The sequence below is a fragment of the Alcaligenes sp. MMA genome, from assembly GCF_020907215.1.
GTDB lineage: Bacteria > Pseudomonadota > Gammaproteobacteria > Burkholderiales > Burkholderiaceae_B > Alcaligenes > Alcaligenes aquatilis.
Window position 1 is genome coordinate 882911 of sequence record NZ_JAJJPP010000002.1, and the last position, 23251, is coordinate 906161.

Consider the following 23251-nt stretch of genomic DNA (forward strand, 5'->3'; position numbering starts at 1 on the left):
GTCTGAAACTGACTTGTCGCGCAGTGTTTCATTTAATTACTGTTATGGGTGGCGTGCGAAAGGGGGGATGGTTTGCGTCTTGGGCAGGGAAAGGCAAAGAAACGGGAGCAGAAATAAAGAAACCCCGGAGCACGATGTCATGCTCCGGGGTCGGTCGCCTGTGGTCAGCGAGTGGGGCTGGTCCTAGGCGGAAGGGGCGGTGAAGCCGTCGGCTTCCACATCCTTGTCTTCAAACAGATACTGCTCCATTTGTTCTTTCAAATACGTGCGGGCACGGGCGTCAGCCAGATTCAGGCGGTTCTCGTTCACCAGACGGGTTTGCACATCCATCCAGTTGGCCCAGGCCTGTTTGGAAATTGAGTGCCAGATCTTGGTGCCCAGTTCGCCGGGGTAGGGGGGAAACTCCAGGCCCTCGGCTTCCTGTTTCAGCTTCACACAGTGAATCATGCGTGCCATATGTGTTCCTTTTCAATCAAATGCGTGGATGGGCGTATTGTACTGAGGGGCGCAGGACGGTCAAACCGGCTTACAGCTTTTTAATAAAGACCATGCTGTTGCGCGATCGGTTGTAATGCGACTGTTTGCCTTTAGGCAGATCAGATACGCCACCTTGCACAAACCCACGCTTGATAAACCAGTGAGAGGTGCGCGTGGTCAGCACGAACAGGCGCTTGAAACCGGCTGCACGGGCCTTGGCCTCGGTGTGCCGCAAAAGGATTTCGCCTTCGCCCGAGCCTTGCCATTCGGGGTGCACGATGAGACAGGCCATCTCGGCCATGCTTTCTTGTTCGTAGGGGATCAGGGCAACGCAGCCGTAAATAATGCCGTCATGCTCCAGAACCGTGAACTGCTCCACTTCGCGCTCGATGACAGAACGACCACGGGGCACTAGGGTGCCGTCAATTTCCAGTGGTTCGATCAGTTGCACAATTGCACCCACATCGTCCAGATTGGCCGGGCGCAAATCGTCCAGCGAATCTTCCACCACCATGGTACCCACCCCATCGTGGGTGAAGATCTCCAGCAAAATGCTGCCGTCCTGCTTGTAGGGCACCAGGTGTGCACGGGCAATACCGCGTTTGACTGCTTGCGAGGCATAGCGCAAAAAGGTCGAGCAGTCCTGATCCAGCTTGCCCGAGGCCAGCAGGCCATCGGCATCGGCACGGGCCAGTTCCGAGTCAATATCCAGATTATTGGAGTGACCAATATGTTCCGGTGTCAGGAAAATCAGTTTTTCAGCGCGCAGCGCGATGGCCGTGCTGGTTGCCAGATCTTCCATATCCAGGGTAAAGGCCTCCCCGGTTGGAGAAAAACCCAAGGGAGAGAGTAGAATAAGCGCACCTTGATTCAGGATGACGCGCATGGCGTCCACATCAAGTTTGCGCACCGAGCCAGAGTGCTTGAAGTCCAGGCCATCAATGACACCCACAGGACGCGCGGTCACAAAGTTGCCCGAAATAATGCGAATCTGGGCATGTGACATGGGGGTGTTGGGCAAACCCTGACTGAATGCGGCTTCAATATCCAGGCGAATTTCACCGGCGGCCTCTTTGGCGCATTCCAGAGCGACGGCGCTGGTCGGCTCGGTACCACGGCCAAATTGCGTGGTTTCCCCTTTCAGGCGTAGCTGTTCATTGACTTGGGGGCGTGAGCCGTGCACCAGCACCAGCTTGATGCCCAGCGCCGACAGCAGCGACAAGTCCGGGATCAGGGTGTAGAGCAATCCATCGTTGATGAGCTCGCCCCCAAAGGCCACCACGAACGTCTTGCCTCGAAAGTCGTGTACATAAGGCGCCACTTCCCTGAACCATCGCACAAATTGTGCCTGGGACTGATCAGGTGTTTCGATGGCGTTGTACGAGTCGGGGATGTCTGTGTTCATTGCGGGGGATCTTTGCGTCCAAATGGTTTCAAGCCAAAATTATAATGATGTCTGTACCAGAAACTACCTTTCATGCACGAGTCCGACGAATTGACTGAAAATCCACCCTCTTTACCAACAATTTCCTATCCTGATGACCTGCCAGTCAGCGCCCGACGGGCCGAAATTGCCCAGGCAATCAAAGACCATCAGGTGGTCATTGTGTGTGGTGAAACCGGCTCGGGCAAAACCACCCAATTACCTAAAATCTGCCTGGAGCTGGGGCGCGGCCTGCAGGGCAAGATTATTGGTCATACCCAGCCGCGCCGTCTGGCGGCTACATCGGTTGCCAAGCGTATTGCCCAGGAGCTGCAATCGGAGATTGGTGACTGGGTAGGGTATCAAATTCGTTTCAACGACAAGACCGGACCGCGTTCGGCCATCAAGTTGATGACGGACGGGATCTTGCTGGCCGAGTCCCAGCGCGATCCCTTGTTAAGCCGCTACGACACCATCATTATTGACGAGGCCCATGAACGCAGTCTGAACATTGACTTTCTGCTGGGCTTTTTAAAGCAGTTGCTGCCACGGCGTCCGGATTTAAAGCTGATCATCACCTCGGCCACAATTGATGCCGAGCGTTTTGCGGAGCACTTTGCCCACAAGGGCAAGAAGGCGCCCGTGATTGAAGTGTCGGGCCGTCTGTATCCCGTGGATATTGTGTATCGCCCGATTCTGGACCCGTCCTTGGTCGATGCCGAAGAACGCCGTTCTGCCTCCGAGGAAGAGCGGGATCTGATGCAAGGCATTGTGGATGCGGTGCAGGAATGCGCCCGGCACGGCACTGGCGATATTTTGGTGTTCTTGCCCGGCGAGCGCGAGATCCGTGAAGCCACCGAGGCACTGGAAAAAGAAAAGCCCATCAATACAGTGATCCTGCCTTTGTTTGCGCGTCTGTCGCAGGCGGATCAGGAACGTATTTTCCGCCCCAAAGGCAATGCGCGCCGTGTGGTGCTGGCGACCAACGTGGCCGAAACTTCCTTGACCGTGCCTGGCATACGCTTTGTGGTCGATAGCGGCCTGGCGCGTATCAAGCGCTATTCCTGGCGCAACAAGGTCGAGCAGTTGCGCATTGAAGCGATCAGCCAGGCCTCGGCCAGCCAACGGGCAGGGCGTTGTGGTCGTATTGGTCCCGGTATCTGTATTCGTCTGTATGACGAGCAGGACTTCAAGAGCCGCCCCCCCTTTACCGATCCCGAGATTCTGCGCTCCTCGCTGGCCTCGGTGATTCTGCGCATGAAGGCCCTGCATCTGGACGATGTGGAAACCTTCCCCTTTGTGGAGCCACCGACTGGCCGCGCCATTGCTGATGGCTATCAAATCTTGCAAGAGCTGGGCGCGCTGGATGAACAGCAGCGCCTGACCAAAGTTGGCCGTTCCCTGGCCAAGCTACCGGTGGACCCGCGTGTGGCCCGCATGATTCTGGCCGGTCACGAACATCATTGTTTGACGGAAATGCTGATCGTGGCCTCGGCCATGTCCGTGCAAGACCCGCGAGATCGTCCTGTCCATGAACGTGAAGCAGCCAATCAGGCCCATGCCCGTTTCAATGACGACAAGTCCGAGTTTCTGTCCTATGTGAAGCTATGGAACTGGCTGGAAGAGCTGTCGCAGGAACAAAGCTCGCAGCGCAAGTTTGCCAATAGCGTTAAACAGGCCCTGCTGTCACCCTTGCGGATTCGGGAGTGGCGTGATGTCCATACTCAATTGCGTAGCCTGGTGCAGGAACAGCGCTGGGTCGCCAATCCCTCGGCTGCCACTTATGAGCAGGTGCATCTGGCCTTGCTGACGGGGCTGATCGGCAATATTGGCTATAAGAGCGAAGAAACCGGCGTCTATCAAGGCACGCGTGAGCTGCGTTTTGTGATTCACCCCGGTTCCAAGCTGGTCAAGAAAGCAGGCCGCTGGATTCTGGCCGGCGAGCTGATGGAAACCACGCGCCTGTTTGCCCGCTGTGTGGCGCGTATCGAACCGCAATGGATTGAAAAAGTTGGCGCCCATTTGCTGCGTAAAACCTGGGGCGACCCGCGTTGGGAGAAAAAGGCCGGTCAGGTCGTTGCCAATGAGCGTGCGACCTTGTACGGCTTGCTGATTTACAGTGGCCGTCGCATTCACTTTGGCCGCATTGATCCGGTGCAGGCCCGTGAATTGTTCTTGCGTCAGGCTCTGGTGCCGGGCGAGATTGATTCCAACCTGCCTTTCCTGCGCCATAACCGTCAGCAAATTCAGGCGGTAGAGCGTTTGGAGCACCAATCGCGTCGTCCTGACATTCTGGTGGATGAGGAACTGATCTACGCCTTTTACGATCAGCGCATCCCCAAGGACGTGTACCAGACCGCCACATTGGAAAAATGGTTCAAGGGTTTGTCCAAGGAACAGGCTAAGGGCCTGGAGCTGAACCGCGACGAGCTGATGCAGCACGACGCAGCCGGTATCACCACCGAGGTGTTTCCGCGCTCGGTTCAATGGCAGGGCGTGAAGATGGCGCTGGATTATCACTTCGAGCCGGGTTCGGTGCGCGATGGGGTGACCTTGAGTGTCCCCTTGTTCGCCTTGAACCAGATCGACGCCGCGCGTTGCGAATGGCTGGTGCCCGGCATGTTGAAGGAAAAAGTGCTGGCTTTGCTGAAATCCTTGCCACAGCGTATTCGCCGTCATTGTGTGCCCTTGCCCGATTACGCGGCCGCCTTTCACCAGCGCTGGTTTGAAAAAGCATCCGATCCCGGAATGAGCCTGCTGGATGCGATTTCTCAGGATATGTGGGCGCACGTCAAACAAAGACCACAGCGCAGCGATTTCAAGCCGGAAACGTTGGCGACTCACTTGTTCATGAATTTCCGAGTGATTGACGAGCATGGTCGCATGTTGTCGGGCGGCCGTAATCTGGACCAGCTCAAGGCCGAACATGGCCGTCAGGCGCAGGCGTCCTTCCAGCAGATGGCTGCCAGCGACGAGCAAGTGGCGCAGGTGCTGGATCACGAGCAACTGACCAGTTGGAGCTTTGGCGAACTGCCCGAGCTGATGGAAATCAAGCGCAAAGGTCGCAGCTTTATTGGTTACCCGGCCTTGATCGACAAGAAAACCCATTGCGATCTGGATGTATTTGACGACCCGGCTCAGGCCCAGCGTCAGCACCGTTTGGGTTTGCGTCGCTTGTTCCGTTTGGCCTTGCGCGAGCAAGTGCGCTTTCTGGAAAAGAACATTACGGATCTGACCCGCATCAGCATGCTGTATATCAATCTGGGTACGCAGGAACAATTGCGGGATCAGATTATTGATGTGGCCCTGGAGCAGTCCTGCATGATGGAGCCGTGGCCGAAAAACCAGGCCGAGTTTGAGGCACGCGTACAAGAAGGTCGCAGTCGCTTGGGTCTGGTGGCCCAGGAAGTAGCGCGTCTGGCCGGTCAGATTCTGAATGAGTGGAGTGCCGCCCAGAAAAAACTGGCGCAAATCAAAGCTCACCCCGAGGCTTTGAAAGACATACAGCAGCAATTGAATGCCTTGATGCCCACCATGTTTCTGGAAAGCAATGAATACGCGCAGTTGGCTCATATGCCGCGCTACCTGAAAGCCGTACAAACCCGGGTGGACAAGCTGCGAGCCGATCCGGCCCGCGATCAACGCTTGATGCAGGATATGTCAGTTTTGCTGACGAAGTACCAGCGTGCCGTGGCGGCGCTCAAAGGCGCCACCGATAGCGGTTTGCGGGACTTTCGCTGGATGCTGGAAGAGTTGCGCGTGTCCTTGTTTGCGCAAGAGTTGCGAACTCCCATGCCGGTTTCGGTCAAGCGTCTGGAAAAAGCCTGGGCTGCCTTGCAGCGCTAGGTTGTTTGTTGTTTTGGTATTGGTCGGTAGGGGGCGGGTGATTGTGCGTTTGTTGTTCAGCCAGATGTGAACCAATCGAAACAAATTGCCTGCCCTTATTCACCCTGAGCATCGCTTCAGGGCCACCAATGTCCATTGGCTTAAGTACAATTCCATCATGAGCGAAACCACCCCTTCCTTTGTCCATTTGCGATCCCACTCGGAGTTCTCCGTGGTGGACGGCATCGCCCGTATTCCCGAAATGATCAAAAAAGCGCAGGCCTATGGGCAGCCTGCATTGGCGTTGACGGATTTGTGCAACTTGTTTGGACAGATCAAGTTCTATACCTCGGCGCGTAAAGCCGGGCTGAAAGCCATCATGGGTTGTGATATTTGGCTGCAGAACGAGGAAGACCGCGAAAAACCGTCGCGCCTGCTTTTGCTGGTGCAAAACGAAGCAGGGTATTTGAGCCTGTGCGACATCTTGACCCGTGCCTGGCTGGGCAACCAGTACAAAGGACGTGCCGAGGTACAGCGCGCCTGGTTGAAAGAGTGTAGTGGCCTGATTGCCTTGTCCGGCGGGCGTATGGGTGATATTGGCCATGCCCTGGCCGATGGCAATCTGGACTTGGCCCGGGATTGTGCCCGCCATTGGGAAGACTTGTTCCCCGGTGCCTTTTATATTGAACTGCAGCGCAGCGGTGCGGACGGCGATGAGCTTTATGTACAAGCCGCCATGCGTTTGGCTGCAGAGCTGGAATTGCCGGTGGTGGCGACGCACCCGATTCAGTTTATTGCACGGGACGATTTCCGTGCGCACGAGGTGCGGGTATGTATTGCTGAAGGCGAGCAATTGGCCAACCCCAAGCGTGTGAAGCGTTTTACGCCAGAGCAATACTTTCTCAGCACGGATGAAATGCAGCAGCGTTTTGCGGACGTTCCTGTTGCACTGCAAAACACGCTGGAAATTGCCAAGCGTTGCAACCTGGAGCTGGAGTTGGGCAAACCTTATCTGCCCGACTTCCCGACACCCGATGGCATGTCGCTGGGCGACTTTTTGATCCAGCAGGCCAAGGACGGTCTGGAAATCCGCTTGACGCAGCTGTATGCCGATCCCCAGGAGCGCGAGAAGCAACGCCCGACCTACGAAGAGCGCTTGATGTGGGAGTGCAACACCATCATCTCCATGGGGTTCCCCGGCTACTTCCTGATCGTGGCGGACTTCATTAACTGGGGCAAGCACAATGGTGTGCCGGTCGGACCGGGCCGGGGCTCGGGGGCGGGGTCGCTGGTGGCCTACAGCATGGGGATTACCGACTTGGACCCCTTGCGCTATGACTTGCTGTTTGAACGTTTCCTGAACCCCGAGCGGGTGTCCATGCCTGACTTTGACGTGGACTTTTGCCAGGACAACCGCGAACGCGTGATTGATTACGTGAAACAGAAGTATGGCCGCCAGGCTGTCAGCCAGATTGCCACATTCGGTACCCTGGGTGCGAAAGCCGTGGTGCGTGACGTCGGTCGTGTGCTGGAGCTGCCCTACAGCCTGTGCGATGGCTTGTCCAAACTGATTCCTTTCAACCCTGCTGATCCCTGGACGCTGGAACGGGCGCTGGCCGATGAGCCTGCCTTTCGCGAGCGTTACGAGAACGACGAAGAAGTCAAAGCCCTGATCGATCTGGCCCGCCCCTTGGAAGGCCTGACCCGTAGCGTGGGCATGCACGCCGGGGGGGTTCTGATTGCGCCCGGCAAGCTGATTGATTTTTGCCCGCTGTACGCGCAGTCCGGCCCCGACGCCAACGCCGTGTCGCAATACGACAAGGACGACGTGGAGGCAGCCGGTCTGGTCAAGTTCGACTTTCTGGGCCTGCGTAACCTGACCATTCTGGACTGGGCCGTGCGCTATGTGCGCCAGTTCAATGCCGACAAGCGCGAGTTCGACATCATGGCCTTGCCATTGGATGACGACGCCTCCTACAAACTGCTTTGCGAAGGCAATACCACCGCCGTGTTCCAGTTGGAATCGCGCGGTATGAAGGAGCTGCTGCGTAGTCTACGGCCCTCCACCTTTGAAGACATTATCGCCATGCTGGCCCTGTATCGTCCGGGGCCACTGGAGTCGGGCATGGTGGTGGACTTCGTGAACCGGAAACACGGTCGGGCTGAGGTGGATTATTTCCATCCGGATCTGGAAAGCACGCTGAGCAGCACCTACGGGGTGATCGTCTACCAGGAACAGGTGATGCTGATCTCGCAGATTATCGGTGGCTACTCACTGGGTGGTGCCGACTTGCTGCGTCGTGCCATGGGCAAGAAAAAGCCCGAGGAAATGGCCAAGCATCGCGTCTTGTTCGAGGAAGGGGCGGTCAAGAAAGGTCACGACCCTGAGCTGGCGGTGAAGTTGTTTGACCTGATGGAAAAGTTCGCGGGTTACGGCTTTAACAAGAGTCACTCGGCTGCTTACGCGCTAATTGCGTATCAGACGGCCTGGTTGAAAGCGCACCATCCGGCCGAGTTTCTGGCCGCGACCTTGTTGTCCGATATGGACGATACCGACAAGGTGCAGATTTTCTGGAAAGACGCGCTGGCTAACGGTGTGGAAGTCTTGCCACCCGATATCAACGCGTCCAATTACCGCTTTGAGCCGGTTAAGGACAGCTATACAGAAAAAGGTTTGCCGCCGCGTACCATGCGTTACGGCCTGGGGGCTGTGAAAGGCACGGGTCAGGCCGCCGTTGAAGCGATTGTGGAAGCTCGCAAGCAAGGTGGTCCTTTTACCAGCCTGTTTGATTTCTGCCGTCGCGTGGACCGTCATCAGGTCAACAAGCGCACGATTGAAGCCTTGGTACGCGCCGGTGCTTTTGATTCGATTGACGAAAACCGCGCCGCCTTGCTGGCCAGTATTGGTGCCGCCACGGAAGCGGCTGAGCAGGCCGAGCGTAGCGCGAATCAATCCTCGCTGTTTGATGATGACTCCAACGATATCGTGGAAGGCGAGGTCGCGAAAGTCGCCCCTTGGAGCCTGCAAGATCGCTTGCGTCAGGAAAAGACGGCACTGGGTTTTTACTTCAGCGGCCACTTGTTTGACGCCTGGCGGGATGAAGTTCGTCGTTTCGCACCGACACCCTTGGCACGCCTGGAAGCCTCGCGCAGCCCGCAGTGGTTTGCTGGCGTGCTGTCAGCCGTGCGGGTACGCATGACCCGTCGCGGCAAGATGCTGTATGCCATGCTGGATGACGGCTCGGCGCAACTGGAAGTGGCGATCTTCAATGAACTGTTTGAAGAGCACCGCCAGCGTCTGAAAGAAGACCAGTTGATCATCATTCAGGGCAAGGTCAGCAACGACGACTACACCGGCGGTCTGCGTATCAATGCCGATTCGATTTTTGATCTGCAGTTGGCCCGTGAAGCGCGTGCCAGTTGCTTGAGCATTGCTTTGAATAACAATGCGGACGCGCAGCGTTTGCAAGCCTTGCTGGCGCCGCATCGAGCCGAGCAGCAGGGCGGTGTGCCGGTAGAGGTGCAGTTGCAACGCCCCGATTACGAATGTGTGGTGCAGCTAGGCCCGCAATGGCGTGTTCGTCTGGCTGATTCCTTGCTGGAGCAGTTGGAAGGCTGGGATGCCACACACGAGGTGGAGATCAGCTACCGATGAAGCCCTTGCGCATTTTGCACTCGGAAGCAGCCACCAGCTTTGGCGGTCAGGAGAATTACATCCTGCGTGCCATGCGTATCTTGCGTGAGCGTGGGCACCAGGTGGAGGCCGCGTGCCAACCCCATGCACAATTGACCGAGCGCTTGCGCGATGAGGGCTTTGTTGTTCATACCCTGTTGATGGATGGCCCGGCCAATTACATGCGCGGTGTGCGCCAATTGCGTCGGGTCTTGCGTCAAGGCCGGTTTGATGTGCTCAATAGCCATAGCCGCCGGGACACCATGCTGGCTGGTGTGGCCGGACGCTTGGCAGGGACGCCTTTGATTGTGCGCACGCGTCATCTGGCCAAGAAGGTCGGTTCCTTGATGTCTTACACCATCGTGCCCAAACGAGTGATTACGCCCAGCGATTATGTGCGCGATCACCTGATCGAGCGCGGCGTGAAGCCTGAGCATGTCCAGGTGGTCTACCCCTGTGTGGACCCCAGTGTGATCGATTCGGCACCCGCCCTGGATTTGCGCGCTGAGCTAGGTTTGGCATCTGACTCCTTGCTGGTAGGCTGCGTTGCCGTGTTGCGCCGTGAGAAAGGCCATCGTGAGCTGATTGCCGCTATGCACCCCTTGTTTGACCGCTATCCTCAATTGCACTTGGTGCTGGTGGGGGGCGGCTCGCCGGGCTACGAGCAATTGCAGGCCTTGATTGTGGAGCTGGGATTACAGGAGCGGATTCATATGCTGGGCGCTCGTGCGGATGTGCCCTCAGTTCTGCCCAATCTGGATATTTTTGCCTTGGCGACCCATATGGAAGCCTCGGGCACCGTATTTGTAGAAGCGGGGTGTGCTGGCATTCCCGTGCTGGGCAGCCGCGTCGGTGGAGTGCCGGAGATGATGTTGGACGGTCACAGCGGTTTTTTGGCGGACTTGCATGACCCTAAGCAGTGGCGCGCCGCATTGGAAAAAATGATTCAAAGCACTGAGCTGCGTCAGGACATGGGAGCCGCAGGCCGCCTGTTTTGTCGTAGCGACGAGCGCTTTACCCCGGTTGCCATGGGTGACCGGCTGGAAAGCGCTTACTACCGCTGGTTAAAGGAGCTTCAGGGATGAAAGTGGCAAGCACGGTGCCCGTCATGATGTACCACCATGTCACCCCGGAAGGGGGCATGATCAATGCCAGTCCCGAGCATTTCGAGCAGCATTTGCAATGGTTGAAAAAGCATGGCTGGACCAGCCTGACAACCGAGCAGTTTGTAGGCCATCTGCAAGGGCAGGGTGTACCGCCCAAATCGGTGCTGATTACCTTTGATGATGGTTACCTAGATAACTGGGTCTACGCCTATCCTTTGCTGAAAAAATATGGCTTCAATGCCGTGATTTTCCTGGTGACGAGCTGGATCAATGAGGGGCCTGTGCGTCCTTATCTGGGCCAGGGCCAGGACGTGCCCGAATGCCCGGATCACCGTGAATGTGAAGCGCGTATCGAGCAAGGTCGTAGTGACGAGGTGATTTTGCGCTGGAGTGAAATCCACGCCATGCAGGCTGATGGCGTGTTTGAGTTCCACAGCCACACCCATACCCATACTCGCTGGGATTTGAGCGAACAGCGCGATCAAAAGAATGGCAAGATGCGTTGGGAACTGGAGCAGTCGCGTACAACCTTGAGAGCCAATATGGGTACGGTCTCCGATCAGTTGTGCTGGCCTCAAGGTTATTTTGATCCAGATTACGTGCAGGTCGCCCAGCAGGCAGGTTTCCGCTATCTGTACACGACGCGTGCCTTTGGCTCCAACCAGCCTGGCAGCGATCCTTTGCATATTTATCGCTTCGCCGTGCGTGATACGACTGGCGTGTCAGTCGGGCGCAGGCTGAATGTCGCGGTACATCCCGTGATTGGTCCGATTTTCAACAGGTGGAAAGCATGGCGTCGTCGTCAACGACAGAAGTAGAGCGAAGCGCCTCCGGCAAGCGCCTGTCCGTTATCCTGATTACCAAAAACGAGCAGGCGCATATTCGTGCCTGCCTGGAGTCGGTGGCCTTTGCTGACGAGATCATTGTGGTGGACTCGGGCAGTACCGATCAGACCGTGGAAATTGCCCGTTCCCTGGGCGCGAAAGTCACGGTTACCCCGGATTGGCCCGGCTTTGGGCCGCAGAAGAATCGGGCGCTTGATCAGGCCACGGGCGAATGGGTGCTGTCCATTGATGCGGATGAGCGCGTTACCCCCGAGCTGGCACAGCTGATTCAGCAGGAAATGGCCCAGCCGCGTGGCACGGCTTACCGGATTGCCCGCCTGTCTGAATTTGCTGGCCGCTGGATGCGTCATAGTGGCTGGTGGCCGGACCGGGTGTTGCGCCTGTTCAAGCGCGGTACCGCTCGCTTTAACGATGCCAAAGTCCATGAAAGTGTGCAGACTGAACATCCTGTCCTGATTCTGGATGGGCATTTCCTGCATTACCCCTACGCCAGCCTTGAAGTCTTTATTGACAAGATCAACCGCTATTCCTCGGATGCCGCCCGTCAAATGCAGGCCAAGGGCAAGACCACTAGCTTGCCGGGTATCGCCGGTCATGCCAGTTGGACCTTTGTACGTCACTATATTGTTCGACGCGGCTTTCTGGACGGCCCGCAAGGCTTCATCCTGGCGTGTATGGCCGCCGCAGGCAGCTTGTTTCGATATAGTAAGCTGTGGTATTACACCCGTCAGAAGTCTGATTAGCCCCTTATAATGCCGCCTATGATTCCGATTCTTATGTACCACCAGGTCGGGGTGCCTGCTCCCAAAGGTTCGCCGTATCGAGGCTTGACCGTGCATCCCACTGATTTTCGGCGCCAGATGACGTGGCTGAAGCGCTTGGGCTATCAGGGTTTGTCCATGGCGCAATTGATGCCGTACCTGCGCGGTGAAAAGCAGGGCAAGGTTGTGGGAATCAGCTTTGATGACGGCTACCGTAACGTGTTTCAAAATGCCATGCCGGTGCTGGATGAGTTGGGCTTTACCGCCACTAATTACATTGTTGCGCGGCATCTGGACGGCTCCAACTTCTGGGATCAACCCAAAGGTGTGCCGCATTCCGGTCTGATGTCCTTGCCCGAGCTGCGCGCCTGGGTAAATGCCGGTCATGAAGCCGGTTCGCACACCTTGGACCATGTGCATCTGACTGATGTGTCCTCGGAAATTGCCCATTACCAGATCGCGCAATCCAAGGCAGAGCTGCAAGATGCGCTGCAAGTGGAAGTCAGCGCTTTCTGCTATCCCTATGGCGATCAGAATCAGGCTATCCGTGAGCAAGTGCGCCAGGCAGGGTATCTGAACGCCACCACCACCAATCGTGGCCTGGCGCGTTCGGACGATGACTTGTTTGATTTGCCCCGCGTGACGGTCTCGCGTTCCACCAATATTTTGCGCTTTGTGCAAAAGTGCGTGACACGCCTGGAAGACAAGCGCCGTACGGTTTCCCGCTCATGAGTTCAGATCAAATCCACGACACGCCTGCTGCGATTGCCGAGCGTTTACGCATTGCTTTTGTGGTTGATCGTTTTGGTAACCGCTTTGGCGGTGCCGAGGCCTATGGCGTGGAGCTGATGCGTGAACTGGCCGAAAAGCACGAAATTACCGTGTTTGCGCGTGAGTATGACAGTCGTTGCGACTTGAAGCTGGCCTACGTGCCTATCCGTCATTGGTCGCACTGGCCTGGCTGGATACGCGGCATCCTGTTCGCCCGCAAGGCGGCCAAGGCCACGGCCCAAGGTTTTGATATTGTGCATTCGCACATGAACGGGTGGTGCGGGGACGTGGAAGTGGTTCATGTCACCCCCGTGCGTTTCAACTGGCGGGTGCGTCCCTTGCCCTGGCTTAAAAAGCTGGGTTCCTACTTCAGCCCGCGTGTCTGGGGCTATCTGGGTCTGGAAAAACGCCGTTTGCGGCCCGGCCCTCATGCCGTTGTCGCCGTTTCAGGCTTGATTGCCGAACAATTGCAGCAAGCCTATGGCAGCGTGCACGATTATCCCGTTATCGCTCCTGGCGTGGCCTTGCCGCAAGCCGATTTGCAAGGGGAAGAGCGTACCAAAGTGCGTGAGTCCTTGGGTTTCACCAAGGAGCAGGTCGTCTGTCTGCTGGTGGCGCGCAATCCCCTGCGCAAAGGCTTGAGTACGGTGCTGGAGGCCTTGGCGAAATTGCCATCTCATTACCGCCTGTTGGTGGTGGGTGGAAAACCTGGCCTGCGAGATCAGATGCGCCAACAGTTGCAGTCTCTGAATATGCAGGATCGTGTCATCTTGCAAGGCGAGACCTCGAACGTCGAACCCTTTTATCGTGCTGCCGATATTTACGTGCATCCCACCCTGAATGACAGCTTTGGCATGGCACCGCTGGAAGCCATGTCCTATGGTTTGCCGGTCGTCCTAAGTCCGGCGCCGTGGTGCGGCTTTGCCCAATATGTGCAGGGTGGTTATCACGCCTTGCTGCTCAGCCATCCGGAAGATGCCCAGGAACTGGCCCAAGCGATTGAGAAAATCAGCAAGGATCCGGTGATGGCCCGTAATCTGGTCGAGAACTCTCGGGAATTGCTGGCCCAGTTCAGTTGGCCTGCGGTGGCAAGTCGTTATCAGGAGCTGTATCAAAAAGTGTTGCTTCGCCGCCAAGCTTAAAACGCTGTTTTCTTCGTTATTGGTATTAAATTTTCAAAACTGCTGTTCAGTCATTGTTCAGCTTGCGCAATAGCGGATACACTTTGTGACCCGTAGATGCTCGGCCAGAGCATTTGCCTGTCATTCATAGCCGCTGACGGAGCGAGTTTTGAAGGTCCTGATCACTGATATTCATCACGGTAATGGCGGAGGCCATGTTACCTATATTTTGGGTTTGTTGCGTGGGTTGGCTCATCAGTGTGATTTCACTCTGGCGGTCCCGGCAACAGGCCGACTGTATCGTGAAGCTTTGCAGGTACCTGGCGTCAGAGTGTTGCCGGGCCTGTACACCGCCCGTATCGGGACGGCGTTATCAGAGATATGGAGTTTGCGCCGTTTTTTGCAGCGCGAGGCTTTTGATATCGTGCATTGCAATGGCAGCACCGATCACCGCCATGTCATGATCGCTTGTAAAACGCTGCCTAATCCTCCGGTCATTATCTGGACCAAACACAATACCAACCGTCTCCATAGCGTGGGTAACCGCTTGCGGGCGCGCTTTGGGACGGATCTTTGTATTGCCGTTAGCGATTATGTGGCGCGGCAACTGGCTAATTCCGATTACCGACGTTGCAATGTGGAACGTATTTATCACGGCCTGGACCTGGAGCATTATCGTCCAGTGAGCCCGCAGGAAAAGTGGGCCGCACGTCAGACGCTCTTCGGCTCGACTTTGCCTGAGAATTGTCTGGTGCTGGGCTCGGTAGGTGGTACCGATTTGGAAAAAGGCTGGTTGCTGCTGGTGGAGGCGGTTGCTCGTCTGGAACCAGAGCTGAAACAGCGAGTCCGGGTGGTGGTGGCGGGGGATCCGCCAGCCGCCGCCGTCTGCGAAAAAGTGCAGGCTTTGGGTTGCGCCGAACAAGTGCTCTTTCCTGGATTGGTCAAGGATGTACGTTCGGTGTTGGCTGCATGTGATGTGGGTTTTGTGTTGTCTTATAAAGAATCTGCCTCCTACGCGTGTTACGAGTCCCTAGCACTGGGGCTGCCAGTTCTGATTTCCAATGCCGGTGGCTTGCCTGAAAGTATTGAACACTTGTATGAAGGCTGGGTGGTGCCTTGCGGTGATGTCGGGGCCATTGAAGCGCATGTGCGAGACATGCTGTGTCAGAAATATTGCTTGCAAACGGTGGGCAGACGGGCCAGGAAGCGGGCAGAGAAGCGGTTTGACGCGCAACGCTTTTCAGTAGATACCTATCAGGCCTATTTGAAAGCGCGGGCGCTGTCAGCGTCAGCTTATTAAGGGTGTATACAAAGAGGCGTTTTGAGTGTATTTCAGAACACCTTTTTTTTTATATCTCGCTCGTTAGGGCTGGGGGGCTGTCAGCGTTTCCAACTCTGCCAGCCAGAGCAAGGCTTCTTCGCGCTTGGTGCCACACATTTCAGGCGCGGCCTGTAAACCAGAGCAACAGGCAGGCCGTTCGGGCTGGCCGAAAATCCGGCAGCGCAGTTGCTCATCCAACTGGATACAGGGCACACCGGCTGGCTTGCCGTGGGGCATGCCGGGGATAGGGCTGGAAATCGAGGGGGCGATACAGCAGGCCCCGCATTCGGAGCGACAAATCATGCCCAGCCTCGGGACCAATACACCAGAATCCCGACATATTCTTTAATGATGGAGCGGCTGGACTGCAGGGCCATCAGATTGGGTTTCCACCTGGAAAACCCGGGACTGTTCGGAACCGTTAACTGTGGGGCTGCACCGGCTGGAATCACATCAACCCCTTGCTTGCGGAAAATGGCCATGGCACGTGGCAGGTGCAAGGCTGAAGTCACCAGCAGGACATGCTTGGCCTGCTTTTCTTGCAACAGCTTGGCCGTATATTCGCCATTTTGTTGAGTGGTCAGGCTGTCGTTTTCCATCAGCAGGGCCGAGGTGGGGACATCCAGGTTGTTCAGGGTGTTGGCCATGACCTTGGCCTCGCTGATGCCGCCGTCCAGCGCTGCTCCCGACAAGACGATGTAAGGCGCACGTCCTGCCTTATACAGATCAGCCGCCCGTTCTACGCGTGCCGATGTCTTTTGGGCTGTCTGTGGTAAGAACCAATTACTGCGGTTTTGGGCAGTGTGGCCACCTAGAACCACAATGGCATCGGCCTGCATCACCTGTTCAGCAGGCTGGTAGGGATACATTTTTTCCAGATACCCACCGGCATACAGGCTGGTGGCGGGCAGGGACCAGGCACCGGTCCAGAGCAGTCCGGCCAAGGCCAGGGCGGCAGCCGTTTTACGCTGGCGCAAGATAAACAGCAACACTGCCAGAAGTAATAGGGCTGCAAACAAGTTCAATGGAATGACCAGGCTGGTCAGGATGCTCGATACGCTCATGGGTGCTCCTGTTCTGACTCCAACACTTGCAGCACTTCGTTCAGCGTAGGCCATTGGCCATCACGTCCCAGGCAGATCGCCCGTGGTGACCAGGGGCCCGTGTCTTGTGGGTTGGTGACGCCACATAAGGTCAGTTGCTGCGCCTTGATGGCCGCGGCGACATGGGAGACGCCAGAGTCATTGCAAACTACCCACTGCGCCTGTTGGCAAAGCCGTGCAAACGCCCCTAAGGGTAGGGGCGGCAGACAACGTGCGCTGGGCGCATTGTGCAGGGCAGCCTCATGCTCGTTGGGCGGAGGACACATAATGACGGTTTTGCCTTGGGCTTGCAGATGTCGGGTCAGTTGGTCGAAATAGGGCCAGACTTTGACGCGGCCTTTGTGCAGTCCCGTTGCAGTAGGGGCGATCAGAATATAGTCACCGGGGCGCAGGGCGGCTTGGCGCAAACTGTTGTCGCCTTCTTGCCGTTGCAGGGGGCTGAGCGTCAAATCCAGGGTGGCTGGGGCTTGTTCGGCTGCCGGGTTCAAATTCCACAGCTTCAAAGCCTGTTGAACAATATAGAACCAGGATTGCACCGCGTGCAACCGCTTTTGCGGCTTATTTAAAGGCCAACGTAATAAAAGGCTACGGCCGTCGTCCCGATAACCGCAGGCTGGCAGGCCAGCCAGTTTGAAGCTGAGCGCACTGCTAAGCGAATCAGGCAGCAGCAGGCCATACGCATGGCGATGGCCGTGCTGGCGACGATAGCGGCGTATGGCTTTGGCATCCTGGTGCCAGTGGCTGCTCATGGGGATGAAGCCATGCAAAGGGTACGCCGACAGCAGCTCGCGGGCCCAGGGACGGGCGCAAACCACAACGGGCAAACCGGTATCGAGCAGAGCCTGTAAACACGGCAGGCTCATGCATACATCGCCTAGCCAATTAGGCAATCGTAGGTAAAGGGCAGAGGGATCAGACATGAACAGGGACAACGAGGCAGAACGAACCAAAGCGGGGACGCTCGATTCAGGCAATGAGCGTTAGAATAAACACAATTAGATAGTATATAGGGTGTCCTCGTTGTCCAACGCCATAGAAACTAAAATCAAGCCTGCTGGGCACGATCCCGTCAAATCCGATCTCTGGAGGCGCATTTACAGCCGTTTGCTGCCTTATTGGAAGGTAGCGGTGTTGGCATTGATCCTGGTCAGTCTGTCCTCGGCTACCCAGCCGGTGCTGGCGGTGATCATGAAGCCGTTGCTGGACGATGGCTTTACCGGTGCCAAGCCTGATTACATGTGGTCCATTCCGCTGGCTGTGATCGGACTGATGTTTGTGCGGGGTGTGACCAGTTACGGTAGCTCCTATCTGTTTGCCTGGATCGCCAACAAAATGTTGCTGACTTTACGTGGCGACATGTTCTCCCGCTTGCTGGGATTGTCCGACTCGGAGTTCAAGCAAGGGGATACGGGGCGTTTGCTGAACCGTTTTACGATTGATGCTGGCACCATGACCGGGGTGGCTACCGAGGTGGTCACGGTCGTGGTGCGTGAAACCCTGACAGTGATTGCCTTGCTGGGCGTCTTGCTCTATATGTCCTGGCAATTAACGGTCATCGTGTTTTTGGTCATGCCCGCGTCGGTCTTTGTTGCCAAGATGGTGTCGCGTCGCTTGCGCCGCATTAACCGCGATACGGTGAATATGAACGCCGAGCTGACCCGCGTGGTCAGCGAAGCCATTGATGCTCAGCGTGTCATCAAGCTGTTTGACGGCTACGAGCGTGAAAACACACGTTTCATGTACGTGAGCGCGCGCCTGCGCCGTTTTGCCATGCGTGCCGCTTCTGCGGATGCGGCCTTGTCGCCCATTACGCAGTTGTTTGTGTCCATCGCTGTGGCCGGGGTGATTTTTGTGGCTTTGTATCAGGCCAATACCGGCACACTGACTATCGGTAGTTTTGCGGCGTTCATGGCTGCTTTGGGGCAGATTTTTGACCCTATCAAGCGTTTGACCAATATTACGGGCACCATGCAGCGCATGTTGGTAGCGGCAGAAAGCGTGTTCAAGCTGGTTGATCAGGATCCGGAGCCTGACACAGGAACACGGGAGTTCAAGCAGCCCGTTCGTGGCCATATCGAATTTGATGCGGTCTCTCACCGTTTCCCTAACGCCCATCGCGACACCTTGTCCGAGGTCAGTTTTGCGGTGCAGCCCGGCCAGACCATTGCGCTGGTTGGTCGTTCCGGCAGTGGCAAGACCACGCTGGCCAATATGGTGCCGCGCTTTCTAATTCCAAGCAGCGGGCAACTGCGGGTCGATGGTATCCCCTCGGAAGAGCTGACGTTGCGCAGCTTGCGTAGCCAGATTTCTTTGGTCAGCCAGGATGTGGTGCTGTTTGAGGCGACGATCGGCCAAAACGTGGCTTATGGCGCGGGAGCCGAGGTCTCACCGGAGCGTATCTGGAAGGCCCTGGAAGCAGCCAATCTGCGTGAGTTTGTAGAGGGTTTGCCTCAAGGCTTGGATACGATGGTTGGTGAGAACGCCAACTTCCTGTCAGGTGGCCAACGTCAGCGCTTGGCCATTGCTCGCGCCCTGATAAAAAATGCACCCATCTTGATTCTGGATGAAGCAACCTCCGCCTTGGATAACGAATCCGAGCGTCAGGTTCAAATGTCTCTGGAAACCTTGATGAAGGGGCGCAGTACCTTGGTGATTGCTCATCGCCTGTCTACCGTACAAAATGCCGATCAAATCCTGGTGCTGGATGAGGGACGGATTATTGAGCAGGGCAGTCACGACGAATTGCTGGCCCGCAATGGTGTGTATGCCGGGTTCTACCAAATGCAGTTTCAGTTCAACGAATAAGCGGCTTCAGGCTGCACGATAAGGAACATCATGAAGAAGATCATTCTTGCGCTGGCCGGGCTGGCTGTGTTGGCAGGATGTGCCAAGCAGAATGCAGAATTGCGGGAACAGGATTTGCGTCGATCCAGTTTTTTCAAGACTGAGCGACGCATCAATATGGATTTTGTGAGCATTCAGCGTGCCTTGTTCAAGCACCAGGCAGAGTGTGGCAAAGCCGCTGTGTTCAAGATGGAACCGGGGCAGGCCAGCTACGGCACCTTGCGTTATGAACTGGAGCCGGGGGCGGGTTGGGATAACAGTATTTTGATTGATCTGACCTTGATGCAAAAGGGGTGGGTAGATGCCAAGGTCTATAGTTACCGTGCCGATGTAAAAAAAGAAATCAAGGAAATCTTCACCTCTATTCGTGCTCCGGGCGTGTGCAATCCTGATGATGCGCCCAAAGAGGTGTTGCCCGAAGATGATTTTGTCCCCGTTGCACCGCTGTAATAGTTCAAGCGTTGCGCAACGAGGCACTTCCAATACGTGAGGTGCCCAAACGGCAGGACAAGCCTGCTTTTGACCCGTCTTTTCAGGCGGGTTTATTGTTTTTAGTTGCTTCTAATAAGAGAGATGATGATGGATTCTGCCTCTACAACCCAAGTCAAACAGACCGCCGTGACGGCAACAATGCTCTATCTGATTTGCGGCAAGATTGCGGCGGGCAAATCCACCTTCGCCAAGAAACTGTCCGAGCAGTCAAAGACAGTCCTGATCAGCGAAGACTTTTGGCTGGCTAGCTTGTATCCCAGTCAAATTGGGTCTTTGGAGGATTACGCTCGTTGTTCCGGCTTGTTGCGTACCGCCATGGCACCGCATATTACGGGTCTGTTGCAGGCCGGGGTATCCGTGGTGCTGGATTTTCCCTCCAACACGCTGGCAACACGAGCTTGGGCGCGGGAGTTGATTGAAAACGCGGGCGTGGCTCACGAACTGCATTATCTGGATGTGGCTGATGCTGTGTGCAAAGCGCGTTTGCATGCCCGTAATGCCCGTGGGGAACATCCCTTTGAAGCAACTGAAGCGCAGTTTGATTTGTTCAGCCGCTATTTTGTAGCACCGCAGCAGTCAGAGGGCTTTCATGTCATTCGTCATCAGGTTGCGGAATAGGCTACGGGCTTGTTTTCTGGCTGTTAGTTGCCAGATACCGTTTGCTTGACTGCCTCTGCATGTGTGTCTGGGCTTTGTGTGTGTCGATGCTCGCGCGAGTGAGCTGTAATACAGCGTTAGCCTGGGTGTAGTGGTGTGTTTGTTGATGCCTTTTATGGCAAACCACTCATGGTGCACATAAAGCGCTTTGCTCTATTTGTTTGATTTGTTCTATTGAGCTGGCCAACTGAGTCCAACCCGCTATTGAGTGATACCTGCTTGCAGACTGCAGAGATCTTGCCGTGCGATAAGGGATGAAGGGGATTGGCTACCCAGCCAATCCCAAAGCAGAGCACTTACAGCAAGATAATGTCGTACTGTTCCTGGGAGTAGTGCGGGTCTACTTCCAGGGAGATAGGCTTGCCGATAAAGTCGCCCGCCACGGCCAAATGCTGGCTTTCTTCTTCCAGAAACAGATCCACCACTTCCTGAGCCGCCAGAATACGGAACTCTTTAGGGTTGAACTGCTTGGCCTCGCGCAGCACTTCGCGCAGGATTTCATAGCAGACGGTACGGGCCGTACGTACGGAACCACGCGATTGGCAGGTGGGGCAGGGCTCACACAGTTGGTGCGCCAAGGAATCACGCGTGCGTTTGCGTGTCATCTCCACCAAACCTAACTGGCTAAAGCCATTGATCGTCACACGAGTACGATCTTTGGCCAGTGCTTTTTGCAGCTCTTGCAAGACAGACTCCCGGTGAGTGGGGTCGTCCATATCAATAAAGTCCAGAATGATGATGCCACCCAGATTGCGTAGGCGCAGTTGGCGGGCCAGGGCAATCGCTGCTTCCAGGTTAGTCTTGAAAATCGTGTCGTCGAAGTTGCGGCCGCCGACAAAACCACCTGTATTCACATCTACCGTCGTCAGAGCTTCGGTCTGATCGATAATCAAGTAACCCCCCGATTTTAGATCCACTCGACGTGACAAGGCGCGGTTGATCTCTTCATCGACATGGGCGGTATCGAACAAGGCGCGGCTGCCTTTGTGATGATTAATGCGCTCCAGCACGGATGGCGTATAAATCTGTGCCCATTCCTTCATCTCTTGCACGACCGTGCGCGAATCCACCACGATGGACTGGGTGTTGGGTGTGACCATATCGCGCAAAACACGCTGCGCCAGGTTCAAGTCTGTATAAAGCACAGAGGGGGCGCCTTGCTCGCGGATACGCTCTTGAATACGGGTCCATAAGGTGCGCAGGTATAGCTGGTCTGCACTGATCTCTTCATCGGTTGCGCATTCGGCTTGAGTCCGTACGATAAAACCGCCTTTTTCATCCTTGGGCATCAGACGGCTGACGCGTTCGCGCAGCTCGATCCGGTCAGCATCCGAACCAATGCGTTGCGACACACCAATATGAGGATCAAAAGGCAGATACACCAGCATGCGGCCAGCAATGCTGATCTGCGTCGAGACACGAGCGCCTTTGGTGCCCAAAGGATCCTTGATGACTTGTACTAATAAAGACTGGCCTTCGAACAGGAGCTTTTCAATTGGCGTGGTCGCACTACCTTGATTGCGCTCGGCGCGATTCTGGCGCAAGTCGGCCACGTGGATAAATGCCGCGCGTTCCAGCCCTATATCAATAAAGGCACTTTGCATGCCGGGCAAAACCCGAGCCACTTTTCCCAGATACACGTTCCCCACATAGCCGCGTTGGATGCTGCGCTCGATATGAATCTCCTGGACAGCACCTTGCTCGACCAGGGCAACACGGGTTTCAAACGGAGTGACGTTAATCAGGATGTCTTCATGCATAGTTAGTTTCGCTAAAGGAATATCTGTTCCGAGCTAGTGTAGGGCCAAGTCAGTGAGGCTGCTATGCCTTTATGACTATATAGAGTGTTTAGGGGTGATGAATGCTTTGCTTGTCTTTGTTCAGGAGACTGCTTGTGGGTGGTTGTGGTTCTAGCCGCTCTATGTAGGACGCCGCTCGGGGCCCCGGTACGGGGTGTTGGGGCGGACTGCTTGCCGGCGCAACGCGCCGGTACCCTTGTCGGAGTCACCATCGGGGCGCAGTCTGAACTCGCCCAGTGATTGGTCCCCCGGACCAATCACAAACCTTGGGCTCAAACAGCAGACTGCTTGCATCCCCGATGGTGACTCCGACTGCGGCAAGTCGTCTGACTCGCCCCAACACCCCGTACCGGGGCCCCGAGCGGCTAACAGCTCTGCATCGTGCTCGATCTTGGAGGCCACTCAACGTCCTATCTATATAGAGACGCTCTTGATTTTGGGCGAGGGCGTGGCGCTGTGTGTTTACCGCCGCTAGCCTGTTTGCCAACCATCCAACCATCCAACCATCCAACCATCCAACCATCCAACCATCCAACCATCCAACCATCTAACCATCCAGTCAGTCAGTCAGTCAGTCAGTCAGTCAGTCAGTCAGTCAGTCAGTCAGTCAGTCAGTCAGTCAGTCAGTCAGTCAGTCAGTCAGTCAGTCAGTCAGTCAGCCGATCCATCGACAGACGACTATTTTGGGAAGGAATTTCCCCTCCTATCTATATGGAGGGGGAGTTATCAGAGGGTGGGGGGGATGATCTGACGAATTTCTTTGAGGAAAACAGCGGTCAGTCCATGTTTTGCTCTGTAGAGGGCTGAAGTCTTCCGCCCGTAGGCAAAAATTCGAAGTTAATCAAAAAATTATTTTTATAGTTATTCTTCATAGTTATCAATCGGCTACATCGTTCTGCAGAATTTTTCCTCCTCAAATATCCAGAAAAATGTCAAAGAAGGCTTGCAAGGCGGAAAATCATCGTGCTATAGTTCTTTTCTCGCTGCAGCACACACAGGGTTTTCCCGGAAGCGCCGCAGAGAGCAGTTAGAC

General features: G+C 55.8%; 17 protein-coding genes. 11 read left to right on the top strand and 6 right to left on the bottom strand.

What is annotated here, in order from left to right:
• Window positions 1–183: 183 nt before the first annotated feature.
• Together LNA76_RS12520 and argA are read right to left on the bottom strand one after the other, a co-directional pair.
• The gene (locus LNA76_RS12520; protein ID WP_009461661.1) at window positions 184–456 is read right to left on the bottom strand and encodes an oxidative damage protection protein; all 273 of its coding nucleotides are present in this window, start codon (window positions 454–456) and stop codon (window positions 184–186) included.
• Between the two features lie 70 nt (window positions 457–526).
• Window positions 527–1882: an amino-acid N-acetyltransferase gene (argA, locus tag LNA76_RS12525; RefSeq protein WP_094196033.1), complete on the bottom strand. Its 1356-nt coding sequence runs from the start codon at window positions 1880–1882 to the stop codon at window positions 527–529.
• A gap of 72 nt (window positions 1883–1954) precedes the next feature.
• On the opposite strand from argA, the gene hrpA reads away from it, so the two are divergent.
• The 8 genes from hrpA to LNA76_RS12565 all read left to right on the top strand — a co-directional run bounded on the left by hrpA (window position 1955) and on the right by LNA76_RS12565 (window position 15302).
• On the top strand, window positions 1955–5746 hold the full coding sequence (gene hrpA / locus LNA76_RS12530) for an ATP-dependent RNA helicase HrpA (protein ID WP_230019168.1): 3792 nt from the start codon (window positions 1955–1957) through the stop codon (window positions 5744–5746).
• A 157-nt stretch (window positions 5747–5903) separates the two neighbouring features.
• Window positions 5904–9380, top strand: a complete 3477-nt coding sequence (gene dnaE, locus LNA76_RS12535) for a DNA polymerase III subunit alpha (protein WP_108727885.1) — start codon at window positions 5904–5906, stop codon at window positions 9378–9380.
• Entirely contained in the window at window positions 9377–10483 is a 1107-nt protein-coding gene (locus LNA76_RS12540; RefSeq protein ID WP_230019169.1) for a glycosyltransferase family 4 protein, read from the top strand. The genes dnaE and LNA76_RS12540 overlap by 4 nt, the downstream gene beginning before the upstream one ends.
• Complete coding sequence (locus LNA76_RS12545; protein WP_230019170.1) at window positions 10480–11322, top strand: polysaccharide deacetylase family protein; 843 nt, start codon at window positions 10480–10482, stop codon at window positions 11320–11322. Before LNA76_RS12540 ends, LNA76_RS12545 begins: the two co-directional genes overlap by 4 nt.
• Entirely contained in the window at window positions 11295–12092 is a 798-nt protein-coding gene (locus LNA76_RS12550) for a glycosyltransferase family 2 protein (RefSeq protein WP_094196038.1), read from the top strand. The genes LNA76_RS12545 and LNA76_RS12550 overlap by 28 nt, the downstream gene beginning before the upstream one ends.
• Before the next feature lie 33 nt (window positions 12093–12125).
• Window positions 12126–12842 (top strand): polysaccharide deacetylase family protein, encoded by a 717-nt coding sequence (locus LNA76_RS12555; RefSeq protein WP_094196039.1) that lies wholly within the window; start codon window positions 12126–12128, stop codon window positions 12840–12842.
• On the top strand, window positions 12839–14023 hold the full coding sequence (locus LNA76_RS12560) for a glycosyltransferase family 4 protein (protein ID WP_125278018.1): 1185 nt from the start codon (window positions 12839–12841) through the stop codon (window positions 14021–14023). The genes LNA76_RS12555 and LNA76_RS12560 overlap by 4 nt, the downstream gene beginning before the upstream one ends.
• Window positions 14024–14171: 148 nt before the next feature.
• Window positions 14172–15302, top strand: coding sequence for a glycosyltransferase (locus LNA76_RS12565; protein WP_230019171.1), 1131 nt, complete (start codon window positions 14172–14174; stop codon window positions 15300–15302).
• 63 nt (window positions 15303–15365) lie between these two features.
• On the opposite strand, the gene LNA76_RS12570 is transcribed toward LNA76_RS12565, so the two are convergent.
• Genes LNA76_RS12570 through LNA76_RS12580 form a run of 3 tightly spaced genes read right to left on the bottom strand, consistent with a single transcriptional unit; the run spans window position 15366 to window position 17289 of the window.
• Entirely contained in the window at window positions 15366–15626 is a 261-nt protein-coding gene (locus LNA76_RS12570; protein WP_230019172.1) for a YkgJ family cysteine cluster protein, read from the bottom strand.
• On the bottom strand, window positions 15623–16387 hold the full coding sequence (locus tag LNA76_RS12575) for a YdcF family protein (RefSeq protein ID WP_094196043.1): 765 nt from the start codon (window positions 16385–16387) through the stop codon (window positions 15623–15625). Before LNA76_RS12575 ends, LNA76_RS12570 begins: the two co-directional genes overlap by 4 nt.
• On the bottom strand, window positions 16384–17289 hold the full coding sequence (locus tag LNA76_RS12580) for a glycosyltransferase family 9 protein (RefSeq protein WP_230019173.1): 906 nt from the start codon (window positions 17287–17289) through the stop codon (window positions 16384–16386). Before LNA76_RS12580 ends, LNA76_RS12575 begins: the two co-directional genes overlap by 4 nt.
• Window positions 17290–17437: 148 nt before the next feature.
• On the opposite strand from LNA76_RS12580, the gene msbA reads away from it, so the two are divergent.
• The 3 genes from msbA (at window position 17438) to LNA76_RS12595 (ending at window position 20380) form a co-directional block, all read left to right on the top strand.
• On the top strand, window positions 17438–19231 hold the full coding sequence (gene msbA / locus LNA76_RS12585; RefSeq protein WP_442778982.1) for a lipid A export permease/ATP-binding protein MsbA: 1794 nt from the start codon (window positions 17438–17440) through the stop codon (window positions 19229–19231).
• Between the two features lie 30 nt (window positions 19232–19261).
• Window positions 19262–19720 carry a hypothetical protein gene (locus LNA76_RS12590; protein WP_094196046.1) on the top strand — a complete coding sequence of 153 codons (459 nt, stop codon included), beginning with the start codon at window positions 19262–19264 and terminating at the stop codon, window positions 19718–19720.
• Between the two features lie 126 nt (window positions 19721–19846).
• Complete coding sequence (locus tag LNA76_RS12595; RefSeq protein WP_230019175.1) at window positions 19847–20380, top strand: AAA family ATPase; 534 nt, start codon at window positions 19847–19849, stop codon at window positions 20378–20380.
• Window positions 20381–20715: 335 nt separating this feature from the next.
• On the opposite strand, the gene rng is transcribed toward LNA76_RS12595, so the two are convergent.
• Window positions 20716–22179, bottom strand: a complete 1464-nt coding sequence (gene rng / locus LNA76_RS12600; RefSeq protein ID WP_094196047.1) for a ribonuclease G — start codon at window positions 22177–22179, stop codon at window positions 20716–20718.
• Between the last annotated feature and the right edge of the window lie 1072 nt (window positions 22180–23251).